The organism is Bradyrhizobium sp. IC3195 (genome assembly GCF_020193585.1).
Classification (GTDB): domain Bacteria; phylum Pseudomonadota; class Alphaproteobacteria; order Rhizobiales; family Xanthobacteraceae; genus Bradyrhizobium; species Bradyrhizobium yuanmingense.
Genome location: NZ_JADYVG010000025.1, coordinates 23,488 through 43,287, shown reverse-complemented (window position 1 = coordinate 43,287; position 19,800 = coordinate 23,488). Strand labels below are relative to the sequence as shown.

Annotated in this window: 17 protein-coding genes; 5 read left to right on the top strand and 12 right to left on the bottom strand. The window is 65.3% G+C overall.

The annotated features are described in order from the left end of the window. Window positions 1-3 precede the first annotated feature (3 nt). From I6F09_RS32035 to cobS, 5 genes are all read right to left on the bottom strand, one after another. Complete coding sequence (locus I6F09_RS32035) at window positions 4-1,116, bottom strand: NADH:flavin oxidoreductase/NADH oxidase (RefSeq protein WP_225189836.1); 1,113 nt, start codon at window positions 1,114-1,116, stop codon at window positions 4-6. 205 nt (window positions 1,117-1,321) lie between these two features. After that, a complete protein-coding gene (locus I6F09_RS32030; protein ID WP_225189835.1) occupies window positions 1,322-2,290 on the bottom strand; it encodes a tripartite tricarboxylate transporter substrate-binding protein in 969 nt (322 codons plus the stop codon). A 54-nt stretch (window positions 2,291-2,344) separates the two neighbouring features. Next, window positions 2,345-3,448, bottom strand: a complete 1,104-nt coding sequence (locus tag I6F09_RS32025; protein ID WP_057027427.1) for an esterase-like activity of phytase family protein — start codon at window positions 3,446-3,448, stop codon at window positions 2,345-2,347. Continuing rightward, the gene (gene cobT / locus I6F09_RS32020; RefSeq protein ID WP_036014640.1) at window positions 3,445-5,346 is read right to left on the bottom strand and encodes a cobaltochelatase subunit CobT; all 1,902 of its coding nucleotides are present in this window, start codon (window positions 5,344-5,346) and stop codon (window positions 3,445-3,447) included. The genes I6F09_RS32025 and cobT overlap by 4 nt, the downstream gene beginning before the upstream one ends. 141 nt (window positions 5,347-5,487) lie before the next feature. Beyond that, on the bottom strand, window positions 5,488-6,486 hold the full coding sequence (cobS, locus tag I6F09_RS32015; RefSeq protein ID WP_036014642.1) for a cobaltochelatase subunit CobS: 999 nt from the start codon (window positions 6,484-6,486) through the stop codon (window positions 5,488-5,490). A gap of 294 nt (window positions 6,487-6,780) precedes the next feature. On the opposite strand from cobS, the gene I6F09_RS32010 reads away from it, so the two are divergent. Both I6F09_RS32010 and I6F09_RS32005 read left to right on the top strand, forming a co-directional pair. Continuing rightward, window positions 6,781-7,434: a DedA family protein gene (locus I6F09_RS32010; protein ID WP_225189834.1), complete on the top strand. Its 654-nt coding sequence runs from the start codon at window positions 6,781-6,783 to the stop codon at window positions 7,432-7,434. Window positions 7,435-7,574: 140 nt separating this feature from the next. After that, on the top strand, window positions 7,575-8,474 hold the full coding sequence (locus I6F09_RS32005) for an EamA family transporter (protein WP_225189833.1): 900 nt from the start codon (window positions 7,575-7,577) through the stop codon (window positions 8,472-8,474). Here I6F09_RS32005 and I6F09_RS32000 read toward each other — a convergent pair. The 4 genes from I6F09_RS32000 to I6F09_RS31985 are packed head-to-tail and all read right to left on the bottom strand — an operon-like array spanning window position 8,471 to window position 10,944. After that, on the bottom strand, window positions 8,471-8,953 hold the full coding sequence (locus tag I6F09_RS32000; RefSeq protein ID WP_036014648.1) for a DUF1178 family protein: 483 nt from the start codon (window positions 8,951-8,953) through the stop codon (window positions 8,471-8,473). The genes I6F09_RS32005 and I6F09_RS32000 overlap by 4 nt on opposite strands. Next, window positions 8,950-9,828, bottom strand: a complete 879-nt coding sequence (locus I6F09_RS31995; protein ID WP_225189832.1) for a carbon-nitrogen hydrolase family protein — start codon at window positions 9,826-9,828, stop codon at window positions 8,950-8,952. The genes I6F09_RS32000 and I6F09_RS31995 overlap by 4 nt, the downstream gene beginning before the upstream one ends. Continuing rightward, a complete protein-coding gene (gene grxC / locus I6F09_RS31990; protein WP_036026245.1) occupies window positions 9,825-10,100 on the bottom strand; it encodes a glutaredoxin 3 in 276 nt (91 codons plus the stop codon). The genes I6F09_RS31995 and grxC overlap by 4 nt, the downstream gene beginning before the upstream one ends. A gap of 34 nt (window positions 10,101-10,134) precedes the next feature. Beyond that, entirely contained in the window at window positions 10,135-10,944 is an 810-nt protein-coding gene (locus I6F09_RS31985; RefSeq protein WP_225189831.1) for a ComF family protein, read from the bottom strand. A gap of 64 nt (window positions 10,945-11,008) precedes the next feature. Between I6F09_RS31985 and I6F09_RS31980 the strand changes: the two genes are divergently transcribed. Further along, window positions 11,009-11,857 (top strand): methyltransferase domain-containing protein, encoded by an 849-nt coding sequence (locus tag I6F09_RS31980; RefSeq protein ID WP_109141735.1) that lies wholly within the window; start codon window positions 11,009-11,011, stop codon window positions 11,855-11,857. 119 nt (window positions 11,858-11,976) lie between these two features. Here the strand turns inward: I6F09_RS31980 and I6F09_RS31975 are convergent, their stop codons facing one another. Continuing rightward, window positions 11,977-12,387, bottom strand: coding sequence for a (deoxy)nucleoside triphosphate pyrophosphohydrolase (locus tag I6F09_RS31975; protein ID WP_225113640.1), 411 nt, complete (start codon window positions 12,385-12,387; stop codon window positions 11,977-11,979). A gap of 137 nt (window positions 12,388-12,524) precedes the next feature. Here I6F09_RS31975 and I6F09_RS31970 point away from each other — a divergent pair, with 137 nt between their 5' ends. Next, window positions 12,525-13,850, top strand: coding sequence for a TadE/TadG family type IV pilus assembly protein (locus tag I6F09_RS31970; RefSeq protein WP_225189830.1), 1,326 nt, complete (start codon window positions 12,525-12,527; stop codon window positions 13,848-13,850). A 43-nt stretch (window positions 13,851-13,893) separates the two neighbouring features. On the opposite strand, the gene argJ is transcribed toward I6F09_RS31970, so the two are convergent. Both argJ and I6F09_RS31960 read right to left on the bottom strand, forming a co-directional pair. Continuing rightward, window positions 13,894-15,135, bottom strand: coding sequence for a bifunctional glutamate N-acetyltransferase/amino-acid acetyltransferase ArgJ (gene argJ, locus I6F09_RS31965; RefSeq protein WP_036014660.1), 1,242 nt, complete (start codon window positions 15,133-15,135; stop codon window positions 13,894-13,896). 100 nt (window positions 15,136-15,235) lie between these two features. Then, the gene (locus I6F09_RS31960; RefSeq protein WP_225148475.1) at window positions 15,236-16,150 is read right to left on the bottom strand and encodes a peptidylprolyl isomerase; all 915 of its coding nucleotides are present in this window, start codon (window positions 16,148-16,150) and stop codon (window positions 15,236-15,238) included. 352 nt (window positions 16,151-16,502) lie between these two features. Here I6F09_RS31960 and secA point away from each other — a divergent pair, with 352 nt between their 5' ends. After that, window positions 16,503-19,343, top strand: coding sequence for a preprotein translocase subunit SecA (gene secA / locus I6F09_RS31955; RefSeq protein ID WP_109141738.1), 2,841 nt, complete (start codon window positions 16,503-16,505; stop codon window positions 19,341-19,343). Window positions 19,344-19,800 lie beyond the last annotated feature (457 nt).

Genomic DNA, 19,800 nt, shown 5'->3' with positions numbered 1-19,800 from the left:
CTCTCACCTCGCCCCGAACGTGGTCTTGCCGAACAGCGCCTTTTGCGTGGACGGCTGCGAGCGCCAGTATTGCGGCGGCGCCTCGACCACGCCGCCGAGCTCGGCGGCGGCGTGCCAACCCCAGCGCGGATCGTAGAGCAGGCCGCGGGCGAGCGCGACCATGTCGGCCTTGCCCGACGCGACGATCTCCTCCGCGTGCTTCGACTCGGTGATCAGGCCGACGGCGATGGTGGGCAGGCCGGTCTCGCGCTTGATCGCCTCTGCAAACTGCACCTGATAGCCGGGGCCGAGCGGGATTTTCTGCAGCGGCGAGACGCCGCCGGAGGATGCATCGATCCAGTCGACGCCGCGCGCCTTGAGTGCGTTCGCGAATTCGATGGTCTGTGCCAGATCCCAGCCGCCCTCGACCCAATCGGTCGACGACACCCGCATGCCGACCGGCTTGTCGGCGGGGAACGCGGCGCGCACCGCGTCGAACACCTCCAGCGGAAAGCGCATGCGGTTCGCGAGGCTGCCGCCATATTCGTCGGTGCGCTTGTTGGAGATCGGCGACAGGAATTGATGCAAGAGATAACCATGCGCGCCATGGACCTCGATGGCGTCGATACCGAGCCGCGCGGCGCGCTCGGTCGAATGGACGAAGGCCTCGCGGATGCGCTTCAGGCCTGCCGCATCCAGCGCCAGCGGGGCGGCCTCGCCCTCCTTGTGCGGCACCGCCGACGGCCCGACCGTCTGCCAGCCGCCCTGCCCTTCCGGAATCAATTGGCCGCCGTCCCAGGGGCGCGCGCTCGAGGCCTTGCGGCCGGCATGGGCGAGTTGCATCGCGATCGCGGTGGAGGAATGCTTGCGCACCGAATGCAGGATCGGCTTCAGCGCGGCCTCGCAGGCGTCGCTGTAGAGCCCGAGGCAGCCCGGCGTGATACGGCCGATCGCCTCGACATGCGTCGCCTCGATGCAGAACATCGCCGCGCCCGACAGGCTGAGATTGTTGATGTGGGTGAAGTGCCAGTCGGTGGCGACGCCGTCATCGGCCGAATATTGGCACATCGGCGACACCACGAGGCGGTTCTTCAACGTCAGTCCGCGCAGCTTGATCGGAGAAAACAGGGCGCTCATGCGAGGGTCCGGGGCTGGAGAAATGGAAGCGATTGCATGAAGTTTAGTGGGTGGGCGGCGAATTGCCAGCCGCACGGGCAGCATGGCGACCAGCAGCGGCATGCATTGCGCTGGAGATGCCGCGGCGAACATGTCTCCCTATTGTTGTCCCGGATCCGCGCTTCGCTTGTCCAGGACGATGGAGGAATGCGGGCGTAACCCGCCCCTACGGCTTGATGCCGGCGGCCTTGATCAGCTCCTGATTGGCCGCCAGCTCGCGCTTGACGAGGTCGTCCATCTCGGCGGGCTTCATCGGCCTCGGTTCGAGCCCGAGCTTTGTCAGGCTCACCTGCGTCGCCGGCGTGGCCAGGACTTTCTCGGCGGCCGCGTGCAGCTTGTCGACGACCTCGCGCGGGGTCTTCGCCGGCACGAACACGCCGAACCAGATCTCGCTGTCGGCGTCCTTCAAGCCGATCTCGGCCGGCGTCGGCACATCGGGCAGCTCGGCAACGCGCTTCGGTGTCGAGACCACCAGCGCGCGCACTTGGCCCTCGCGGATCAGCGGCAACGCGGTCGCCAGCGGGCAGAAATACAGATCGATGCGCCCACCGAGAATGTCGGCGATCGCTTCCGGGCCGGCGCGATACGGCACATGAATAGCCTCGATGCCGGCGGCGTAGCGGAACTTCTCGCTCGAGATGTGCACGGCGCTGCCGATGCCGACCGAGCCGAACGAGATCGAACCGGGCTTTGCCTTGGCAGCGGCGATGAAGTCCTGGATGGTTCTCCAAGGGCGCTCCTTCGGCACGATCATCACATTGGCACCGGATCCGATCATGAACACCGAGGCGAGATCGCGGCTGGGGTCGAAGCTCGCATTCGGGAACATCAGGGGCGCAATGGTCAGCGCCGACGACTGGGCGAGCAGGCTGTAACCATCGGGATCGGACTTCGCGACCGCCGCCGAACCGACCACACCGCCGCCGCCGGCGCGGTTTTCGATCACGATCGGCTGACCGAGTTCGGCGGAGAGATGCTCGAACACCAGCCGCGGCACCACGTCCGCCGCGCTGCCCGGACCGAACGGAATGGTCGCCTTGATCAGTCGCGCCGGCCAGTCTTGTGCCTGGACTTGTGTTGCAGCGGCGATCCAGAAGGACGCATATAGACAAAACACGCGAAGGAACCTGGTCATCGAAATCTCCGGTCGACTCTCGCGATCGCTGCAAGAACCGTTCCGGCGCGATCTCTACTCCGCCAGCGTGAATTGCAGCAGCAAAGTCCGCTGCAGCATCGAGAAATTGTCGTCGGAGATCAGGGTCAGCACCGTCTCGCCGTCGGCGGTGACGTGGGCGTCGATGCCTTCCATGTTGTCGATCTCGTGGCCGAGATCGGCGGCGAACAGCGTCAGGCCGTCGACGACGGCGCCCGGCGCGATTCCCTTCAGCGGGATCGCGCGGATGCGGATGTTGACGCCGGTGAACCAGGAAAATTTACGTTCGAGGATGAGCAGATCGCCCGAGGGCAGCAGCACCGCGTCGCTGATGTCGAAATTCTCCGAGCGCCGCACGCTGAATTGGCCGGGCGTCGAGCCGCCGATCAGGAAAGCGAGGAGGTTGCCGTCGGCATCGAGCCCGCGCTCGGAAAAGGCGATCAGCGTGCCCGCGAGCGGCTGGGCCTGGCTCTTGCCCGGTCCCTGCGCTTTGGGCACGACGACCATCGCCTCCAGCCCCTTGTTGTAGGGCAGCTTGCGCAAGGCCGGCGGGACGGCGATCACTTCGCCGCGGGCGCCGGTAGCACCCTTGGCGAAATCATAGCGCAGGATCTGGTTGACCCGTTCGAGCCCGACATAGACGAGGTTGCCGTCGCGCGCGAGCGACTCGGTATCGTACCAGAGCCGCTTCTCGGTGATCGGCCGCCCGTCGGCGCCCAGCACCGGCGCGGCCTCGACGTCGGCGAGCCCAATCATCTCGCGGCCGGAATAGCGGATGCTGCCGGTGAACCAGCCGCCCTGATCGGAGATCGCGAGAAAGCGCTCGCCCTTGCCGTCGAGGAAGCGGAGGCCCGACAGCCCGCCGAAGCCGCGATAGGGCGAGGTCAGCACCAGGCCGCTGCGAAAATCCAGCGAGCCGAAGCGCGTGCGCGAGCGGTCGCGCGGCTCGAAATTGGGGATGGTGCGCGCGTTGACCTCGACGCTGACCGGCGCGGTGACGGCATGCTCGAGCTGGAGCGCGCGCGGCGGCGGCTCGGTCTTGGGCTGCAGCTGCGCCTGCGCCAAGCGCGGCAGCGCGAGAGTGGAAAATCCCGCCGCCGCGAGGCTGACGAAGCTGCGGCGGGATGGATGCGTGCTCACGAATGCAATTTGCGTCGCGGGCGACCGGCCGCTTGCGTTGGCGCCGTGTTGGTCTCGCTGAAGAGCTCGGCAAGCTTTTCGGTGATCGCGCCGCCGAGTTCTTCCGCGTCCACGATCGTTACCGCGCGGCGATAATAGCGCGTCACGTCATGGCCGATGCCGATCGCGATCAGCTCGACCGGCGAGCGGGTCTCGATCTCCTCGATGATGTGGCGCAGATGCCGCTCGAGATAATTGCCCGGATTGACCGACAACGTGGAATCGTCGACCGGCGCGCCGTCCGAGATCATCATCAGGATCTTGCGCTGCTCGGGCCGGCCGAGCAGGCGCTTGTGCGCCCAGTCCAGCGCCTCGCCGTCGATGTTCTCCTTCAAGAGGCCCTCGCGCATCATCAGGCCCAGGTTTTTCCGCGCACGACGCCACGGGGCGTCCGCGGACTTGTAGATGATGTGGCGGAGATCGTTGAGGCGGCCGGGATTGGCCGGCTTGCCGGCGGCAAGCCATGCCTCGCGCGATTGCCCGCCCTTCCAGGCCCGCGTGGTGAAGCCGAGAATCTCGACCTTGACGCCGCAACGCTCCAGCGTGCGCGCGAGGATGTCGGCACAGGTCGCGGCGACCGTGATCGGGCGGCCGCGCATGGAGCCGGAATTGTCGAGCAGCAGCGTCACTACGGTGTCGCGGAACGTCGCCTCCTTCTCGTGCATGAAGGACAGCGGGTGATAGGGATCGGTGACGACGCGCGACAGCCGCGCAGGGTCGAGGATGCCCTCCTCGAGATCGAACTCCCAGGCGCGATTCTGCTGCGCCATCAGGCGGCGCTGCAGCCGGTTGGCGAGACGGGCGACGATGCCCTGCAGATGTGCGAGCTGCTTGTCGAGATAGGCGCGCAGCCGCTCCAGCTCGTCATGGTCGCAGAGATCCTCGGCGGCGATGACCTCATCGAACTTGGGCGCGAAGGCGTGATATTCCGGCCCACGCGGCTCGTTCCTGCCGTGCTGGTTCGGGCGCGTCGCCTCGCCCGGCGTCTCGTCATCACCGAGCTCGCCATCGTCGAAGGTGTCGGAGGTCGAGGCCTGCGCGCTTTCCATCGCGCTCTCGCTCATCTCCTCCGAGGTTGCCTGCGCCTGGTCGGCGCTCATTTCCTGCGCGGCGTCGGAATCGGGCGAGCCTTCGGCGCCGGACTGGTCGTTGTCGCCGTCCTGGTTCTCCTCGTTCTCGTCATTGTCTTCGCTGTCGGCGTTGCGCTCGTCGCCGAGCTCGAGTGCCGACAGCAGGTCATGCACGGCATCGCCGAACTTGGTCTGATCCTCGAGCACGCCGTCGAGCCGATCGAGCCGCTTGCCGATCTTGTCTTCGAGGATCGGTCGCCAGAGATCGACCATCTTCTTGGCCGCCGTCGGCGGCGCCATGCCGGTGAGGCGCTCGCGCACCAGCATCGCCAGCGCGTCCGCCAGCGGCGCGTCGGCGCGGTCGGTGATCTCGTCGAACTTGCCGCGGTGGAAATGGTCGTCGAGCATCGCGGTGAGGTTCTTGGCAACTCCCGCCATGCGGCGCGCGCCGATCGCCTCGACGCGGGCCTGCTCCACCGCCTCGAACACGCCGCGCGCCTGTGGATTGCCGGGCATCAGCTTGCGGTGAACCTTGGGATCGTGACAGGCCAGCTTGAGCGCGATGGAATCGGCATGGCCGCGCACGATCGCGGCGTCACGCTTCGTCATCTTGCGCGCGGGCTCAGGCAGCCGCGCCTTGCCGGGCGCAAGGCCCGGGCGCTCGGCTGCGAAGGAGACGTCGAGCTCGGGCGCCTTTGCGATCGCCTTCAGACAGGAGGCGACCGAGCGCTTGAACGGCTCGGTCGGTGCTTCCTTGTTGCTGCGGAATTTGGAGTTGGAGGCGGTCATCTGACCCTATCTGTCGTCCCGGCGAAGGCCGGGACCATAACCACCGGCCGCTCTTGTGTCAGGAAACTATCAGCGTCGCTTCAATCGAGACATCACGCGGTATGGGTCCCGGCCTTCGCCGGGACGACACACCGTGAGAGATCAGCTCAGCGCGACGTTGATTGCCGATTCCGGCAGCTCCGCATTGAAGCAGCGCTGGTAGAACTCGGCGACCAGGGGCCGTTCGAGCTCGTCGCATTTGTTGAGGAAGGTGACGCGGAAGGCGAAGCCGATATCGCCGAAGATGTCGGAGTTTTCCGCCCAGGTGATCACCGTGCGCGGGCTCATCACCGTCGACAGATCGCCATTGGCGAAGGCGTTGCGGGTGAGGTCGGCGAGGCGCACCATTTTGTTGACGATGTCGCGGCCCTCCTGGGTGCGATAGTGCTTGGCCTTGGCCAGCACGATCTCGACTTCCTCGTCGTGGCTGAGATAGTTCAGCGTGGTGACGATCGACCAGCGGTCCATCTGGCCCTGGTTGATCTGCTGGGTGCCGTGATAGAGGCCCGAGGTGTCGCCGAGGCCGACGGTGTTGGCGGTGGCGAACAGCCGGAACGCCGGATGCGGCTTGATCACCTTGTTCTGGTCCAAGAGCGTCAGGCGGCCCGAAACCTCCAGCACGCGCTGGATCACGAACATGACGTCCGGGCGGCCGGCGTCGTATTCGTCGAACACCAGCGCGACGTTGTTCTGCAGCGCCCAGGGCAGGATGCCGTCGCGGAATTCGGTGACCTGCTTGCCGTCGCGGACCACGATCGAGTCCTTGCCGACGAGGTCGATACGGCTGATGTGGCTGTCGAGGTTGACGCGCACGCAGGGCCAGTTCAGACGTGCCGCGACCTGCTCGATATGGGTGGATTTGCCGGTGCCGTGATAGCCGGTCACCATCACGCGGCGGTTCCTAGCAAAGCCCGCGAGAATGGCCAGCGTGGTGGCGCGGTCGAAGCGGTAATCGGAATCCACTTCGGGCACATGAGGATCGACTTCGGAATAGGCCGGGACTTCGAGATCACTGTCGATCCCGAACACCTGGCGCACCGACACCTTCATGTCGGGCAGGCCGGAAACTTCCTCAACTTTGGACAGGGCGGCGGTCGTCATCAATCCTCCGAGGTCCCGGGCGGTCCCGAAACCGGTTATTCGCACGTTGGCTGCGGCTGGGTGCTGAAAATCAACCTATCAGAGACAACGAGCCGGCAGAAGCCCGCCCACCAATCAAAGTTCCGTTGTCTTTTCATTTAGATAGGCAAGGAACGCAGTTTTTGGAGGGCTGCCTTGCGAATCACGCCGAAATTCGGGCGGGTCGCGCCCAATCCATGCGAATGGTACTTTGGCCGTATGCAGTTACTTATGTAAGGTCCGAAGCCCTCATGCTCCAGCCCCTCAAGAGACGACGTGACGTCCTTTCTCGATCCCCTCATCGCCTTCGTTTCCGCCCATGCGTGGCTGGCCTATCTGACGCTGTTCCTGGCGGCGCTGCTCGAAGCCGTTCCGGTGGTGGGATCGGTGATCCCCGGCTCGACCATCATCCTGGCGCTGAGCGCCCTGGTCCCCGGCGGCGAATTGCAGTTGCCATGGGTGCTCTTGGCGGCCGCAACGGGTGCCGTCCTCGGCGACGGGTCGGCCTATTGGATCGGGCACAGGCGGCAGCGCGAGATCCTCAACACCTGGCCGCTGACCAATTATCCACGCGTGGTCGCGGAGAGCGAAAACTTCTTCAACCGCTTCGGCACCTGGGCCGTGTTCTTCGCCCGCTTCGTGCCGCCGATCCGCGCCTTCGTGCCCGTGACCGCCGGCGCGCTGGGCATGGCGCCCACGAAATTCTATGCCGTGAACATCCCGGCGATCCTGGCCTGGGCGCCCGCCCATGTGCTGCCGGGCGTCTTGGCCGTGTCGGCCCTGCATGAATATGCCGGGCTGCATCATCATGCGCATGTCGGCAAGCACATCTGGATGCTGACCGTTGCAGGGGTTGCGATCGTGCTGGGCGTGGGGATGTGGATCTATCGCCGACGGTATGGCGGCGCGACGGCCAAGCCGCAGATTTAGGCAGACGCCACATCACAACCGTCGTCCCTGCGTTCGCAGGCACCGAGTTTGTGCGAGAGCATCGCACCCATGACATCCGTGTGATTGACCTGCTCCACCGCTAGCGGCACGTTGGCCCGGATCCTCGCGCCCGCCACCCCATGTTCACCATCGCCAGCCTCTGGATTCCCTTCACCATCGTTGCCGCGCTCGGGCAGGTCGCGCGCAATGCGATGCAGCGGTCGTTGACGAAGCCGCTGGGGACCTGGGGCGCGACCAATATCCGCTTCCTGTTCGGCTTTCCGTTCTCGCTGCTGTTCCTGGGGCTGGTGCTGCTCGCGACCGGCGATCATCTGAGCCCGCCGCCAGCCGTGTTCTGGCCATGGCTGCTGTTGGGCGCGCTCAGCCAGATCGTCGCCACCGGGCTGATGCTGCTCGCGATGAACGACCGCTCGTTTGTCGTGACGACGGCCTACCTGAAGACCGAGGCGATCCAGACCGCGATATTCGGCTTCGTCTTCCTCGGCGATCACCTGACCTGGCTGAAGGTGCTCGCGATCATGATCGCCACCGTCGGCGTCGTCATCACCGCGCTCCGCCCCGGCGGCGACAAGAGCTTTGCCGAGCTGAAGCCGACCATCACCGGCCTCGTTGCCGCGGCGGCCTTCGCGCTGTCAGCGGTCGGCTTTCGCGGCGCCATCATCAATGTGCCCGACGTGTCCTTCGTGACCGCGGCGTCAATTACGCTGGCGCTCGGCCTGTTCGTGCAGACGGTGGTGCTGACGATCTACCTGCTCTGGCGCGCGCCGGACGTGCTGCGAGGAATCCTCAGGTTATGGCGACCGTCGATGCTCGCGGGCTTCATCGGCGCCTTCGCTTCGCAATTCTGGTTCCTCGCCTTTGCACTGACGGCGGCCGCCAACGTCCGCACACTCGCGCTGATCGAGGTGCTGTTCGCGCAAGCCGTGGCGTATTACTCGTTCAAGCAGCCGATCGCGCCGCGCGAGCTTGCAGGCATTGCGCTGATTGTCCTGGGCGTCGCTGTGCTGGTGGGAGCTTAATTCCGGTCTTCCGGCAGCGTCGGCAGCGGTGAGACCTCGATGCCTTCGTCGATCAGCGACTTCGCCTCTTCGGGCGAGGCTTCGCCATAGATTGGGCGGTGCTCCTTGTCGCCGTAATGCATGGCGCGGGCTTCGTTGGCGAAGCGCTCACCGACATTGTCCGCGTTCTTGACGATGTGGTCGCGCAGCTCTTTCAGCTTGGCGCGCAGCTCGCGCTCCTGCGCCATCAGCAGCGAGGTCGGCCCTGACGGCGCAGCCTCGGGTGTGGTCGCGGCCACGGGCTCCGGCGGCGGCGTGGCGCGGCCGCGCCCCTTCTTGCCGACGATGCGCGGCGCCATGATCGCCTTGTCGACCTTGGCTGAGCCGCAGATCGGGCAGGTCACGAGCTTGCGCTTCACCTGCGAATCATAGGCCGACGAGCTCTGGAACCAACTTTCGAAGGCGTGATTGCGGTCGCAGTGGAGCGCGTAGCGGATCATGCCGAGCCCCGCACGAGGTGCAAATGGTCCGGCCCGGCCTTGGGATCGGAGACGCCGAAGCGGCGGCCGTGCTGGAGCGAGGGAATCGCCCGGCGCGCGGTCTCGACCTTGGCCGGGTCGATCCTAGCCATGATGATGCCCGGCTCGACATCGCCTTCGGCGAGGATCTCGCCCCAAGGATCGACGATCAGCGAATGCCCGTAGGTCTCGCGCTTGTTCTCGTGGGTGCCGGCCTGCGCCGCGGCGAAGACGAAGCAGCCGGTCTCGATTGCACGGGCTCGCAGCAGCACGTGCCAATGCGCTTCACCGGTCTTGCGGGTGAAGGCGGACGGCACGGTGATGAAATAGGCGCCGCTTTCTGCGAGCGCACGGTACAGCGCCGGGAAGCGCACATCGTAGCAGATCGTCAAGCCGATGCGGCCCCAGGGCAGATCCGAGATCACGGCGGTCTCGCCCGGCTGGTAATTGGCGGATTCGCGATAGCTCTCGCCGTCCGGCAGCTCGATGTCGAACATGTGGATCTTGTCGTAGCTCGCGAGCACGTTGCCCTCGGGCCCGATCAGGAAGGAACGGTTGACCGCCTTCTCCGGCGAGAAGCGCAGCGCCAGCGAGCCGACATGGAGGTGAATCTTCAGCTCCGCCGCGAGCGCCCGGTAGGCCTTCAGCGAGGCGTCGTCCTCTTCGCTCTGGAGATGCTCGAACAGCGACTTGCGGTTCAGCTGCATCATGTTGCTCACTTCGGGCGTCTGCACGTAGTCGGCGCCATCGGCCGCAGCCTGCCGGATCAGCTTCGTAGCCTGCTCGAGGCTCGGCCCGGGCATCAGGCCGGTGCGCATCTGCACCATGGCGGCCGTGAACGTGCGGTTCTCGCTCATGATACCGCCTTCACGCTTTCGAGCATGCCATCGAGCTTGCCTTCGCGATCGAGTGCATAGAGGTCGTCACAGCCGCCGACATGGGTGCCGCCGATCCAGATCTGCGGAAAGGTCGAGCCCTGGCCGGCGCGGCCGTACATTTCCTGGCGCCAGGACGGGTTCTTGGCGACGTCGAATTCGGTGAAGGTCGCCTTCTTGCGGGTCAGCAGTGACTTGGCGGCGGAACAATAGCCGCAGCCCGGCCGGGTGTAGATCTCGACAGCAGCAGTCATTCGTCTGGCGCTCTCATGTCATGAATTCATTGAATTATATGGGACGGGGCCCGCTCTCGACAACCCGGGCAAAGACCAGCACGTCGACCTGGGCCGCCTTGGCGCGGAGCAGGGCCCGCGCGCAGGTGTCGAGCGTAGCCCCTGACGTCAGGACATCGTCGATCAGGACAACGCGGCGGCCCTGGATCTCGGCCTGACGGTCGGGAGATACCTGGAATGCGCCTTGCACATTGGTGGCGCGCTGGGCCCGCGACAGGCCGATCTGCTGCTCGGTGGCGCGCACCCGCCGCAGCACGTCGCCCCGCACCTTGATCCCGCTCTGCCGCTCGATGACACGCGCGAGCGCGCCGGACTGGTTGTAACGGCGCCGCCAGGCCCGCCGCCAATGCAGGGGCACGGGCACCAGCATGTCGGCGCCGGTCAGCAACTCGCGGCCCGCGCGCGCCATCCAACGGCCCATGGCCGGTGCCAGATCGGTACGGTCCTGATATTTCAGCGCATGCACCAGCGTGCGCGCGACGTCGTCGTAGCGCACCGCCGCGCGAGCGCGCTGGTAAGCCGGCGGGCTCGCGATCGCCTCCATCGACAGCATCTCGGGGCCGGGGTCGTAGACGAAGGGAATGCCGAGCCGCGGGCAATAGGGCCGCTCGATGAACGACAGCCGCGCCCAGCAGGAAGCGCAAACGCCCTCGCCATCAACCGGCTCCCGGCACGATACGCACTGTGTCGGCAGGGCGATGTCGAGCGCGAGCCGCGCCGCCCGCGCCAGCACGTGGCGGCCGGCCGTCCACGCGCTCCGCAGCGGTGCGGCGATGGAACGGATGGGGGGAGCGTCGGCTTCCATGTGGGGAGGCTAACGCTGCACGCAGCGGATTGCCAGAACTGTGGAGATCGGCGTAACCAGCGGCATGGTCCGGACCGCTCAAATCCCGCCCGCCTTGTTTGATCGTGCCTTGCTGCAGAGGCGGCAGCAGCGCGCCCAGGCCCAAGGCGCGGTCACATTCCTGCTCGAGCGGGTCGCCGAGGACATGTCCGACCGCTTGGCAGCGGTGATGCGGGAGTTTCACGCTCCCGCCGACCTCTGGACGCCCGGCGCGGGACTGGCGGCGTTGCGCACGCGGCTTCCCTCCATCGAACACATCGCGCTCGACGCGGCCGGCGCGGAGAAGTTGCCCCTCGCGCCTGAGAGCCTCGATCTCGTCGTCTCGGCGCTGGCGCTGCAATACGTCAACGACCTGCCGGGCGTGCTCGCGCAAATCCGCCGGGCACTCAAGCCGGACGGGCTGCTGCTTGCTGCCATGATCGGCGGCGACAGCCTCACCGAGCTGCGGCAGGCCTTTGCCGCGGCGGAAGCCGAATGCGAGGGCGGTGTGTCGCCGCGCGTGGCGCCGTTCGCTGACCTTCGCGACATTGGTGCGCTATTGCAGCGGGCGGGCTTTGCGCTGCCGGTGACCGACGTCGACCGTGTCGTGGTGCGCTATGCCAATGCGTTCGCCTTGATGCAGGATCTCCGCCGCATGGGTGCGGCCAACGTGCTGATCGAGCGGCGGCGGACACCGACGCGCCGCGCGACGCTGCTGCGCATGGCCGAGATCTACGCCGAGCGTTTTGCCGATGCCGACGGCCGCATCCGCGCGACCTTCGACATCGTCTGGCTCTCGGGCTGGGCCCCGCATGCGAGCCAGCAGCAGCCGCTGAAGCCGGGGTCGGCGAAAGCGAGCCTAGCGGAGGCGGTGAAGAAGGCGGGGAAGGAGTGATCTCTCTCTTCCGTCATGGCCGGGCTTGTCCGGCCATCCACGTCTTTCGGGCTGGCAAGAAGGCCGTGGATGGCCGGGACAAGCCCGGGCATGACGCCAGAGAGCGGTACCCTTCGACCTCACATCAACAAATCGATCAGATGCGGGATCAGCGGAATGTCCGCGGGCGGCATCGGATAGTCGCGCAGTTTGTTGGCGCGGACCCAGGCAAGGTTCTGGCCCTCGCGTGCGGTGACCAACCCCTCCCAGCGCCGGCAGATATAGAGCGGCATCAGCAGATGGAAGGTCTCGTAACCGTAGCTGGCGAAGGTCAGCGGCGCGAGGCACGGCTCGGCGACGTCGATGCCGAGCTCCTCATGAAGCTCCCGGATCAGGCTCTGCTCCGGCCGCTCGCCCGGCTCGAGCTTGCCGCCGGGGAATTCCCACAGGCCGGCCAGGGCCTTTCCTTCCGGGCGCTGCGCGATCAGGACGCGTTTGTCGGCGTCGACGAGCGCGCAGGCCACCACCAGTGTCAGTTTGAGATCGGCCATGCGCGTCTGTCGCTCGCTGAGATCGTTTGCAACGGTTTGTTAACCTCGTTGCAGTCTACGTTTCCAAGGTCACCATAAGTCATATTTAATCCGCAGTTCCTAGAGTGGGAACTCTTTAAACCACTCCAGGCCACCTCATGCGCGCTGCGCTTTCGGCTCTCCTCCGCCGGTTCGTTGACGACCGGCGCGGCAATATCGCAGTGATTTTCGCACTCGCCTGCGTTCCCCTGATCAGTGCGGTCGGCTGCGCCATCGACTATTCGCGCGCGACGCTGATCCGGTCCAAGCTTCAGGCCGCGGCGGATGCCGCCAGTGTCGGCTCGATCGCCAAGGCTTCGCCCGCCTTCAAGGCCGCCGGCAACATGACTGCGGACGGCTCGATTTCGGTCGGCGTCACGGACGCCACGAACATCTTCAATGCCAATCGCACCAGTCAGTCCGGCTACACGCTGACCGGCCTCACACCGACCGTGGTCAAATCCGGCTCGACCGTCACCGCGACGGTTTCGTTCACCGCAACTTTGAACACCATGTTCCTCGGCGTGATCGGCAAGTCGGTGCTGACGTTGAGCGGCACGTCGAAGGCGACGGCCAGCATGCCGCTCTATATCGATTTCTACCTGCTGCTGGACAATTCGCCGTCGATGGGCGTCGGTGCGACCCCGGCCGACGTGCAGAAGATGGTCAACAACACGTCAGACAAGTGCGCTTTCGCCTGCCACGATCTCAAGGACAAGAACAACTATTACGACCTTGCCAAGAAGCTTGGCGTGACCACCCGGATCGACGTGCTTCGGAGCGCCACCGAGTCCTTGATGGATACGGCAAACGCCACCGAGACCTATTCAAACCAGTTCAGAATGGCGATCTATGATTTCGGCGGCTCTGCAAGTTCGCTCGGCCTGCGCAGTCTGTTTTCGTTGTCGGCCTCTCTCTCCAGCGCCAAGGCGGCGGCCGGCAAGATCGACTTGATGTCGGTGAACGGCCAGAACGAGAATCACGATCAAGATACCCCATTCACTGCGGTCTTTCCTGCGATCAACGGCGAGATCAGCTCCCCCGGAAGCGGCACGTCGGCCAGTCCGCTCAAATACCTGTTCTTCGTGTCCGATGGCGTGGCCGATGAGAGCAACACCGGATGCCTGAAACCGCTCTCGGGCAGCACGCGGTGCCAGTCGCCGCTCAACCCTGCGCTTTGCAAGACGATGAAGGATCGCGGCGTCAAGGTCGCGGTGTTGTACACGACGTATCTCGCGCTGCCGACCAACCCCTGGTACATGAAGTGGATCGATCCGTTCAATGCCGGCCCCTATGGCCCGTCGCCGAACAGCCAGATCGCACAGAACATGCAGAGCTGCGCTTCGCCGGGCCTGTATTTCGAGGTCAGCCCGACGCAAGGCATCGCGGACGCCATGAACGCGCTGTTCAAGAAGGCGGTCGCGGACGCGCGGATCTCCGGATGATGGCGCTCACCTCTCCCCGTAAGAACGGGGAGAGGGAGAAGACCTACGACCTGTAGTCCCCGTTGATCGCCACATATTCCTTGGTGAGGTCGCAGGTCATGACGCGGTCGCGGCCTTTGCCGAGGCCGAGCGAGACCAGAATCGCAATCTCCGGCGCCTTCATCGCTTCCGACACCTGCGCTTCGTCATAATCGGGATCGCGCGCCCCGCGCTTGGCGACGCGGATGCCGTTGAACGAGATCGACAGCTTGTCGCGATCGGCCGGCTCGCCGGCCTTGCCGACGGCCATCACCACGCGGCCCCAATTGGCATCCTCGCCGGCGATCGCGGTCTTCACCAGCGGCGAGTTCGCGATCGACATCGCGATCTTGCGAGCCGAGGCCTTGGTCTTGGCGCCCTCCACGGTGATCTCGACCAGCTTGCGCGCGCCTTCGCCGTCGCGGGCGACCTGCTCGGCGAGATTGGCGAGCACCTGGTTGAACGCCTTGACGAAGGCCTTCAGGCGCGGGTCGCTGGCGCGGCTGATCTTTGGCGCGCCGTGCTCAGCGGCGGCGCCGGTGGCGAAGGCCAGCAGCGTATCCGATGTCGAGGTGTCGCCGTCGATGGTCACGGCGTTGAACGTGTCCTCGACGCCGCTCTTGAGCAGCGCCTGCAGCGCGGCGGGCGCGATCGGCGCGTCAGTGAAGATGAAGGACAGCATCGTCGCCATGTCGGGCGCGATCATGCCGGCGCCCTTGGCCATGCCGTTGATGGTGACCTTGGCCTTACCGAGCTTGACTGTCGCGGTCGCCACTTTCGGGAAGGTGTCGGTGGTCATGATCGCCTTGGCCGCGGCGAGGTAATCGCCGGGCTCGGCGGCTTCGGCGAGGCGGCCGAGCACGCCGTCGAACTTGGTGGCATCCAGCGGCTCGCCGATCACCCCGGTCGAGGCCAGGAAGATCTCGCTCTCGCTGCAGCCGACCGCCTTGGCCGCGATCTTCGCCGTCAGCGCGGTGGAGGCGCGGCCGGTCTTGCCGGTGAAGGCGTTGGCATTGCCGGAATTGACCACCAGCGCGCGCGCCTTGCCGCCCTTCAGCTTGGCGCGGCACCATTCCACCGGAGCCGAGGGGCACTTCGACCTGGTGAAGACGCCGGCGACGGCAGTGCCCTTGTCCATCACCGCGAGCAGCACGTCGGTACGGTTCTTGTAGCGGATGCCGGCTTCAGCCGTCGCCAGACGGATGCCCGCGATCACGGGCATATCAGGGACGGTTTTGGGGGCGAGCGGAGAGACGGAGGAGGACATCGCGGGCGCCTTGGTAGGGTCTGGACATGCAGATGGCCGGGGGAGCCCCGGCCATTGCGACGTTAGATATACTTGGCGTCCGCGAAGTGACAGCGAATTCTTACTTCTTCGCCGGCGGCGCCATCTTGCTGTCGGACGGCTTCGCATCCGGCTTGGCGTCCTTCGACGCATCCGCCGCCGGCTGGTCCAGCCGCTCGACCTTGGCTTCGGTACGCAGCTTGGCGACATACTCGGCCTGGGCCTTGCGGGTCACGTACTGCTCGATCTGGGCCTTGACCTGCTCGAAATCGGGCGCCTTGCGGTTGCGCTTTTCCTCGACCTTGATGATGTGCCAGCCGAACTGCGACTTCACGGGGTCGGAGATCTTGCCGGGCTCCAGCGAGAAGGCCACGGCCGAGAATTCCGGCACCATCTGCTCCTTGGTGAAGAAGCCGAGGTCGCCGCCATCGGCGGAGCCGGGGTCCTTGGACTTCTTCTTGGCGAGCTCGGCGAAATCGGCCCCCTTCCCGAGCTCGGCCTTCACCGCCTTGGCCTCGTCCTCGGTTTCGACCAGGATGTGGCGGGCGCGCACCTCCTGCTCGCCGGTGATCTGCTTGGCGGCCTCCTCATAGACCTTCTTCATGGCGTCCGGCGTGGTCGCGGCCTTGCCCTCGCTGGCGAGCAGGCTGTCCATCAGAAGCCGGTTGCGGGCGAATGCCAGGCGCTTCTTGAACTCCTCGCCGTCGGCGATCTTCTTGTCTTCGGCAGCCTTGCTGACGATCTTCATGTCGATCAGGAACGACAGGACGTTCTCGTCCTTGGTCGCCGGGTCCATCTGGGCAAGGCTCGGCCCGAGTTCCTCCTCGGCCATGGTGACGTCGCTCTTCTTGATTTCTGCGCCATTGACCTTCGCCAGCACCGGATCATCGGCGGCCCGGAGCGGGCCCGCAAACGCCAGGGACAGCGCCAGAGCGAGGCTGCCAGCCAGGGCGGACGCGGAGCGGAAGCGCTGGGTTGCCGGGAACGAGGTGGTCATGGAAAATCCTTATGTTGAAGCAGGGGGCTGCTCGAGCGGGGCGGACACTCGCCCAATCAGGGGGGCTTGGCAACGCGAAAAGTCTGTCAAAATGATGAATTAGCCGCACTGCGCCCGCCGTTGACAAGGCCCCGACCGGGCCATATCTCTGCGCGGTCGCGACCATGGCGATGGCGTTTATTTTGCTGCGTTTTTGGCCGTTGAACCCAGACTTGCCCAATTCCCACCCATATGGCGGATGTCCCCCGCAGTCCGGGCTCTGACGCCGCGAAGCGTCACGGTGAGTTGATAGGCGGGCGGGTGACAACTTCTTAGGCCCAACGCGGTTGAATCGCGAACACAGGAACCAGGCATGATCGGCGCGCTCGCCCGCAAGTTTTTCGGCTCCGCCAACGACCGGCGGGTGAAGGGATATCAGTCCCGCGTCAACGCGATCAATGCGCTGGAGCCCGAGGTCTCGAAGCTCTCCGACGAGGCGCTCAAGGCCCGCACCGCGGAATTCAAGCAGCAGCTCGCGAACGGCAAGACGCTGGACGATCTCCTCGTCCCGGCCTTCGCCACCGTGCGCGAGGCCGCCAAGCGCACGCTCGGCCAGCGCCATTTCGACGTCCAGCTGATCGGCGGCATGGTGCTGCACGAGGGCGACATCGCCGAGATGAAGACCGGCGAAGGCAAAACGCTGGTCGCGACGCTCGCGGTGTATCTGAACGCGCTCGCCGGCAAAGGCGTCCACGTCGTCACCGTCAACGACTACCTCGCCCGCCGCGACTCCGGCTGGATGGGCCAGATCTACGGCTTCCTCGGCATGACCACCGGCGTGATCGTGCACGGCCTCGACGATGCCGAGCGCAAGGCGGCCTATGCCTGCGACATCACCTACGGCACCAACAACGAATACGGCTTCGACTATCTGCGCGACAACATGAAGTACCGGCTCGAGGACATGGTCCAGCGGCCGCACTTCTTCGCCATCGTCGACGAGGTCGACTCCATCCTGATCGACGAGGCGCGCACGCCGCTGATCATCTCCGGCCCGCTCGACGACCGCTCCGACTTCTACAACACCATCGACGGCTTCCTGCCGAGGCTCGACAAGACCGACTACGAGGTCGACGAGAAGCAGCGCACGGTGACGCTGACCGAAGGCGGCATGGAGAAGATCGAGACGCTGCTGCGCGATGCCGGCCAGCTCAAGGGCGAGTCGCTCTACGACGTCGAGAACGTCTCCGTCGTGCACCACATCAACCAGGCCCTGCGCGCTCACACGCTGTTCACGCGCGACAAGGACTACATCGTCCGCGACGGCGAAGTCGTCATCATCGACGAGTTCACCGGCCGCATGATGCCGGGCCGCCGCTATTCGGAAGGCCTGCATCAGGCGCTGGAAGCCAAGGAGCACGTCCAGGTCCAGCCCGAGAACCAGACGCTGGCCTCGATCACCTTCCAGAACTACTTCCGCATGTACGAGAAGCTGGCGGGCATGACCGGCACCGCCGCGACCGAAGCGGACGAATTGTTCGACATCTACAAGCTCGAGGTCGTGGAGATCCCGACCAATCTGTCGATCGCGCGCCTCGACGAGGACGACGAGGTCTATCGGACCCAGAAGGAAAAATATCAGGCCATCCTCGCCGAGATCGAGCGCGCCAATGCGCGCCTGCAGCCGGTGCTGGTCGGTACCGCCTCGATCGAGAAGTCGGAGGTGCTCGCCGAATTCCTCAAGAAGAACGGCTACAAGCAGATCGATTTCGGCAAGGAGGGCGCGCTCGACAAGCTCTATGCCGCCGCCCGCGCCGGCAAGCCGGCGAAACTGTTCGCGGTGCTGAACGCGCGCTTCCACGAGCAGGAAGCCTACATCGTCGCCGAAGCCGGCGTGCCGGGCGCGATCACGATCGCTACTAACATGGCCGGCCGCGGCACCGACATCAAGCTCGGCGGCTCGCTGGAGATGCGCATCCAGCAGGAGACTGCTGATATCACCGACGAGGCCGAGAAGGCCAAGAAGATCGAGCAGATCAAGGCCGATATCGAGCACTTCCGCGACATCGTGCTGAAGGCCGAGGAGACCGTCGAGGTCGAGCCGGCCAAGGGAAGCAAGCCTGCCAAGACCGTGAAGAAGCCCGGCGGCCTCTACATCATCGGCTCCGAGCGCCACGAATCCCGCCGCATCGACAACCAGCTGCGCGGCCGTTCCGGCCGTCAGGGCGATCCCGGCCGCTCGAAGTTCTTCCTGTCGCTGGAAGACGACCTGATGCGCATCTTCGGCTCGGACCGTCTCGACAGCATGCTGCAGCGTCTCGGCCTGCAAGAGGGCGAGGCCATCATCCATCCCTGGATCAACAAGGCGCTGGAGAAGGCGCAGCAGAAGGTCGAGGCGCGCAACTTCGACATCCGCAAGAACCTGCTCAAGTTCGACAACGTCCAGAACGACCAGCGCAAGGTGATCTTCGACCAGCGCGTCGAGCTGATGAAGGACGAGAGCGTCGCCGAGACCGTCGCCGACATGCGCCACGCCTTCATCGACGACCTCGTCGCCAAGCACGTGCCCGAGCATGCCTATGCCGAGCAGTGGGACGTCGCCGGGCTCAAGGACGAATTGAAGCGCGTGCTCGATCTCGACCTGCCGGTCGACGAATGGGCCAAGGAAGAGGGCATCGCCGACGAGGAGCTGCTGACTCGCATCGAGACCAAGGCCGACGAACACATGGCGGCCAAGGTCGCGCAATGGGGTCCCGACGTGATGCGTTACGTCGAGAAGACCATCCTCTTGCAGACGCTCGACCATCTCTGGCGCGAGCACCTGATCATGCTCGACCATCTGCGCCAGGTCATCGGTCTGCGCGGCTACGGCCAGCGCGATCCGTTGCAGGAGTACAAGACCGAAGCCTTCAATCTCTTCCAGGAGATGAGCGCTCACTTGCGCGAGGCCGTCACGGCGCAGCTGATGCGCGTCGAGATCGTCCCGCCGGAGCAGGAGGCCCCCGTCCTGCCGCCGATGGAGGCGCACAAGTTCGATCCGAACACCGGCGAGGACGAGATGGCTCTCGCCAGCGTCACCCTCGGCGCCCAATCCACCGACGCGGCGTTGCGCGACCCGAAGAACCCGACGAGCTGGGGCAAGGTCGGCCGCAACGAGGACTGCCCGTGCGGTAGTGGCAAGAAGTACAAGCACTGCCACGGGCGGTATGCTTGATCGATGACCTCAAAACCCAGCGAACTCGCGGTGTTGTCTTGGCCCACGAGTTCGCCAGGCGTCGAATGCTTTCGATCCATATGATGCCTGCTGGTCTTCCGTTGCATAACGAATGGTAGGCGCACGCCATTGAGGATGGCTGGCGCACAATTGTCAGACGGTCCTTTATCCGTCACGCGCGGCTGAGCACGCTTCAGTCATCTGGCAACCCGCCTCAGCGCCTGTTCCTGTGATCACTCCGGAGTGCTGCTGCTTCTGCAGATGGCCGGCCGCCACTCGCTCGCGCGGCTGCGTCGCTGAAGAACTCTTCACCCGGAGAGCCAATGGTCAAAGCGCGGCATCGCGTCTCGGCGAACGCCCTCGGGTAGACCATCCAATTTTTTACCACTGCTCATTGTGATCTGGATCACCGCTACAGAGCTCAATCCGTGGTTTGATTGAATCACGAGACGTGGCC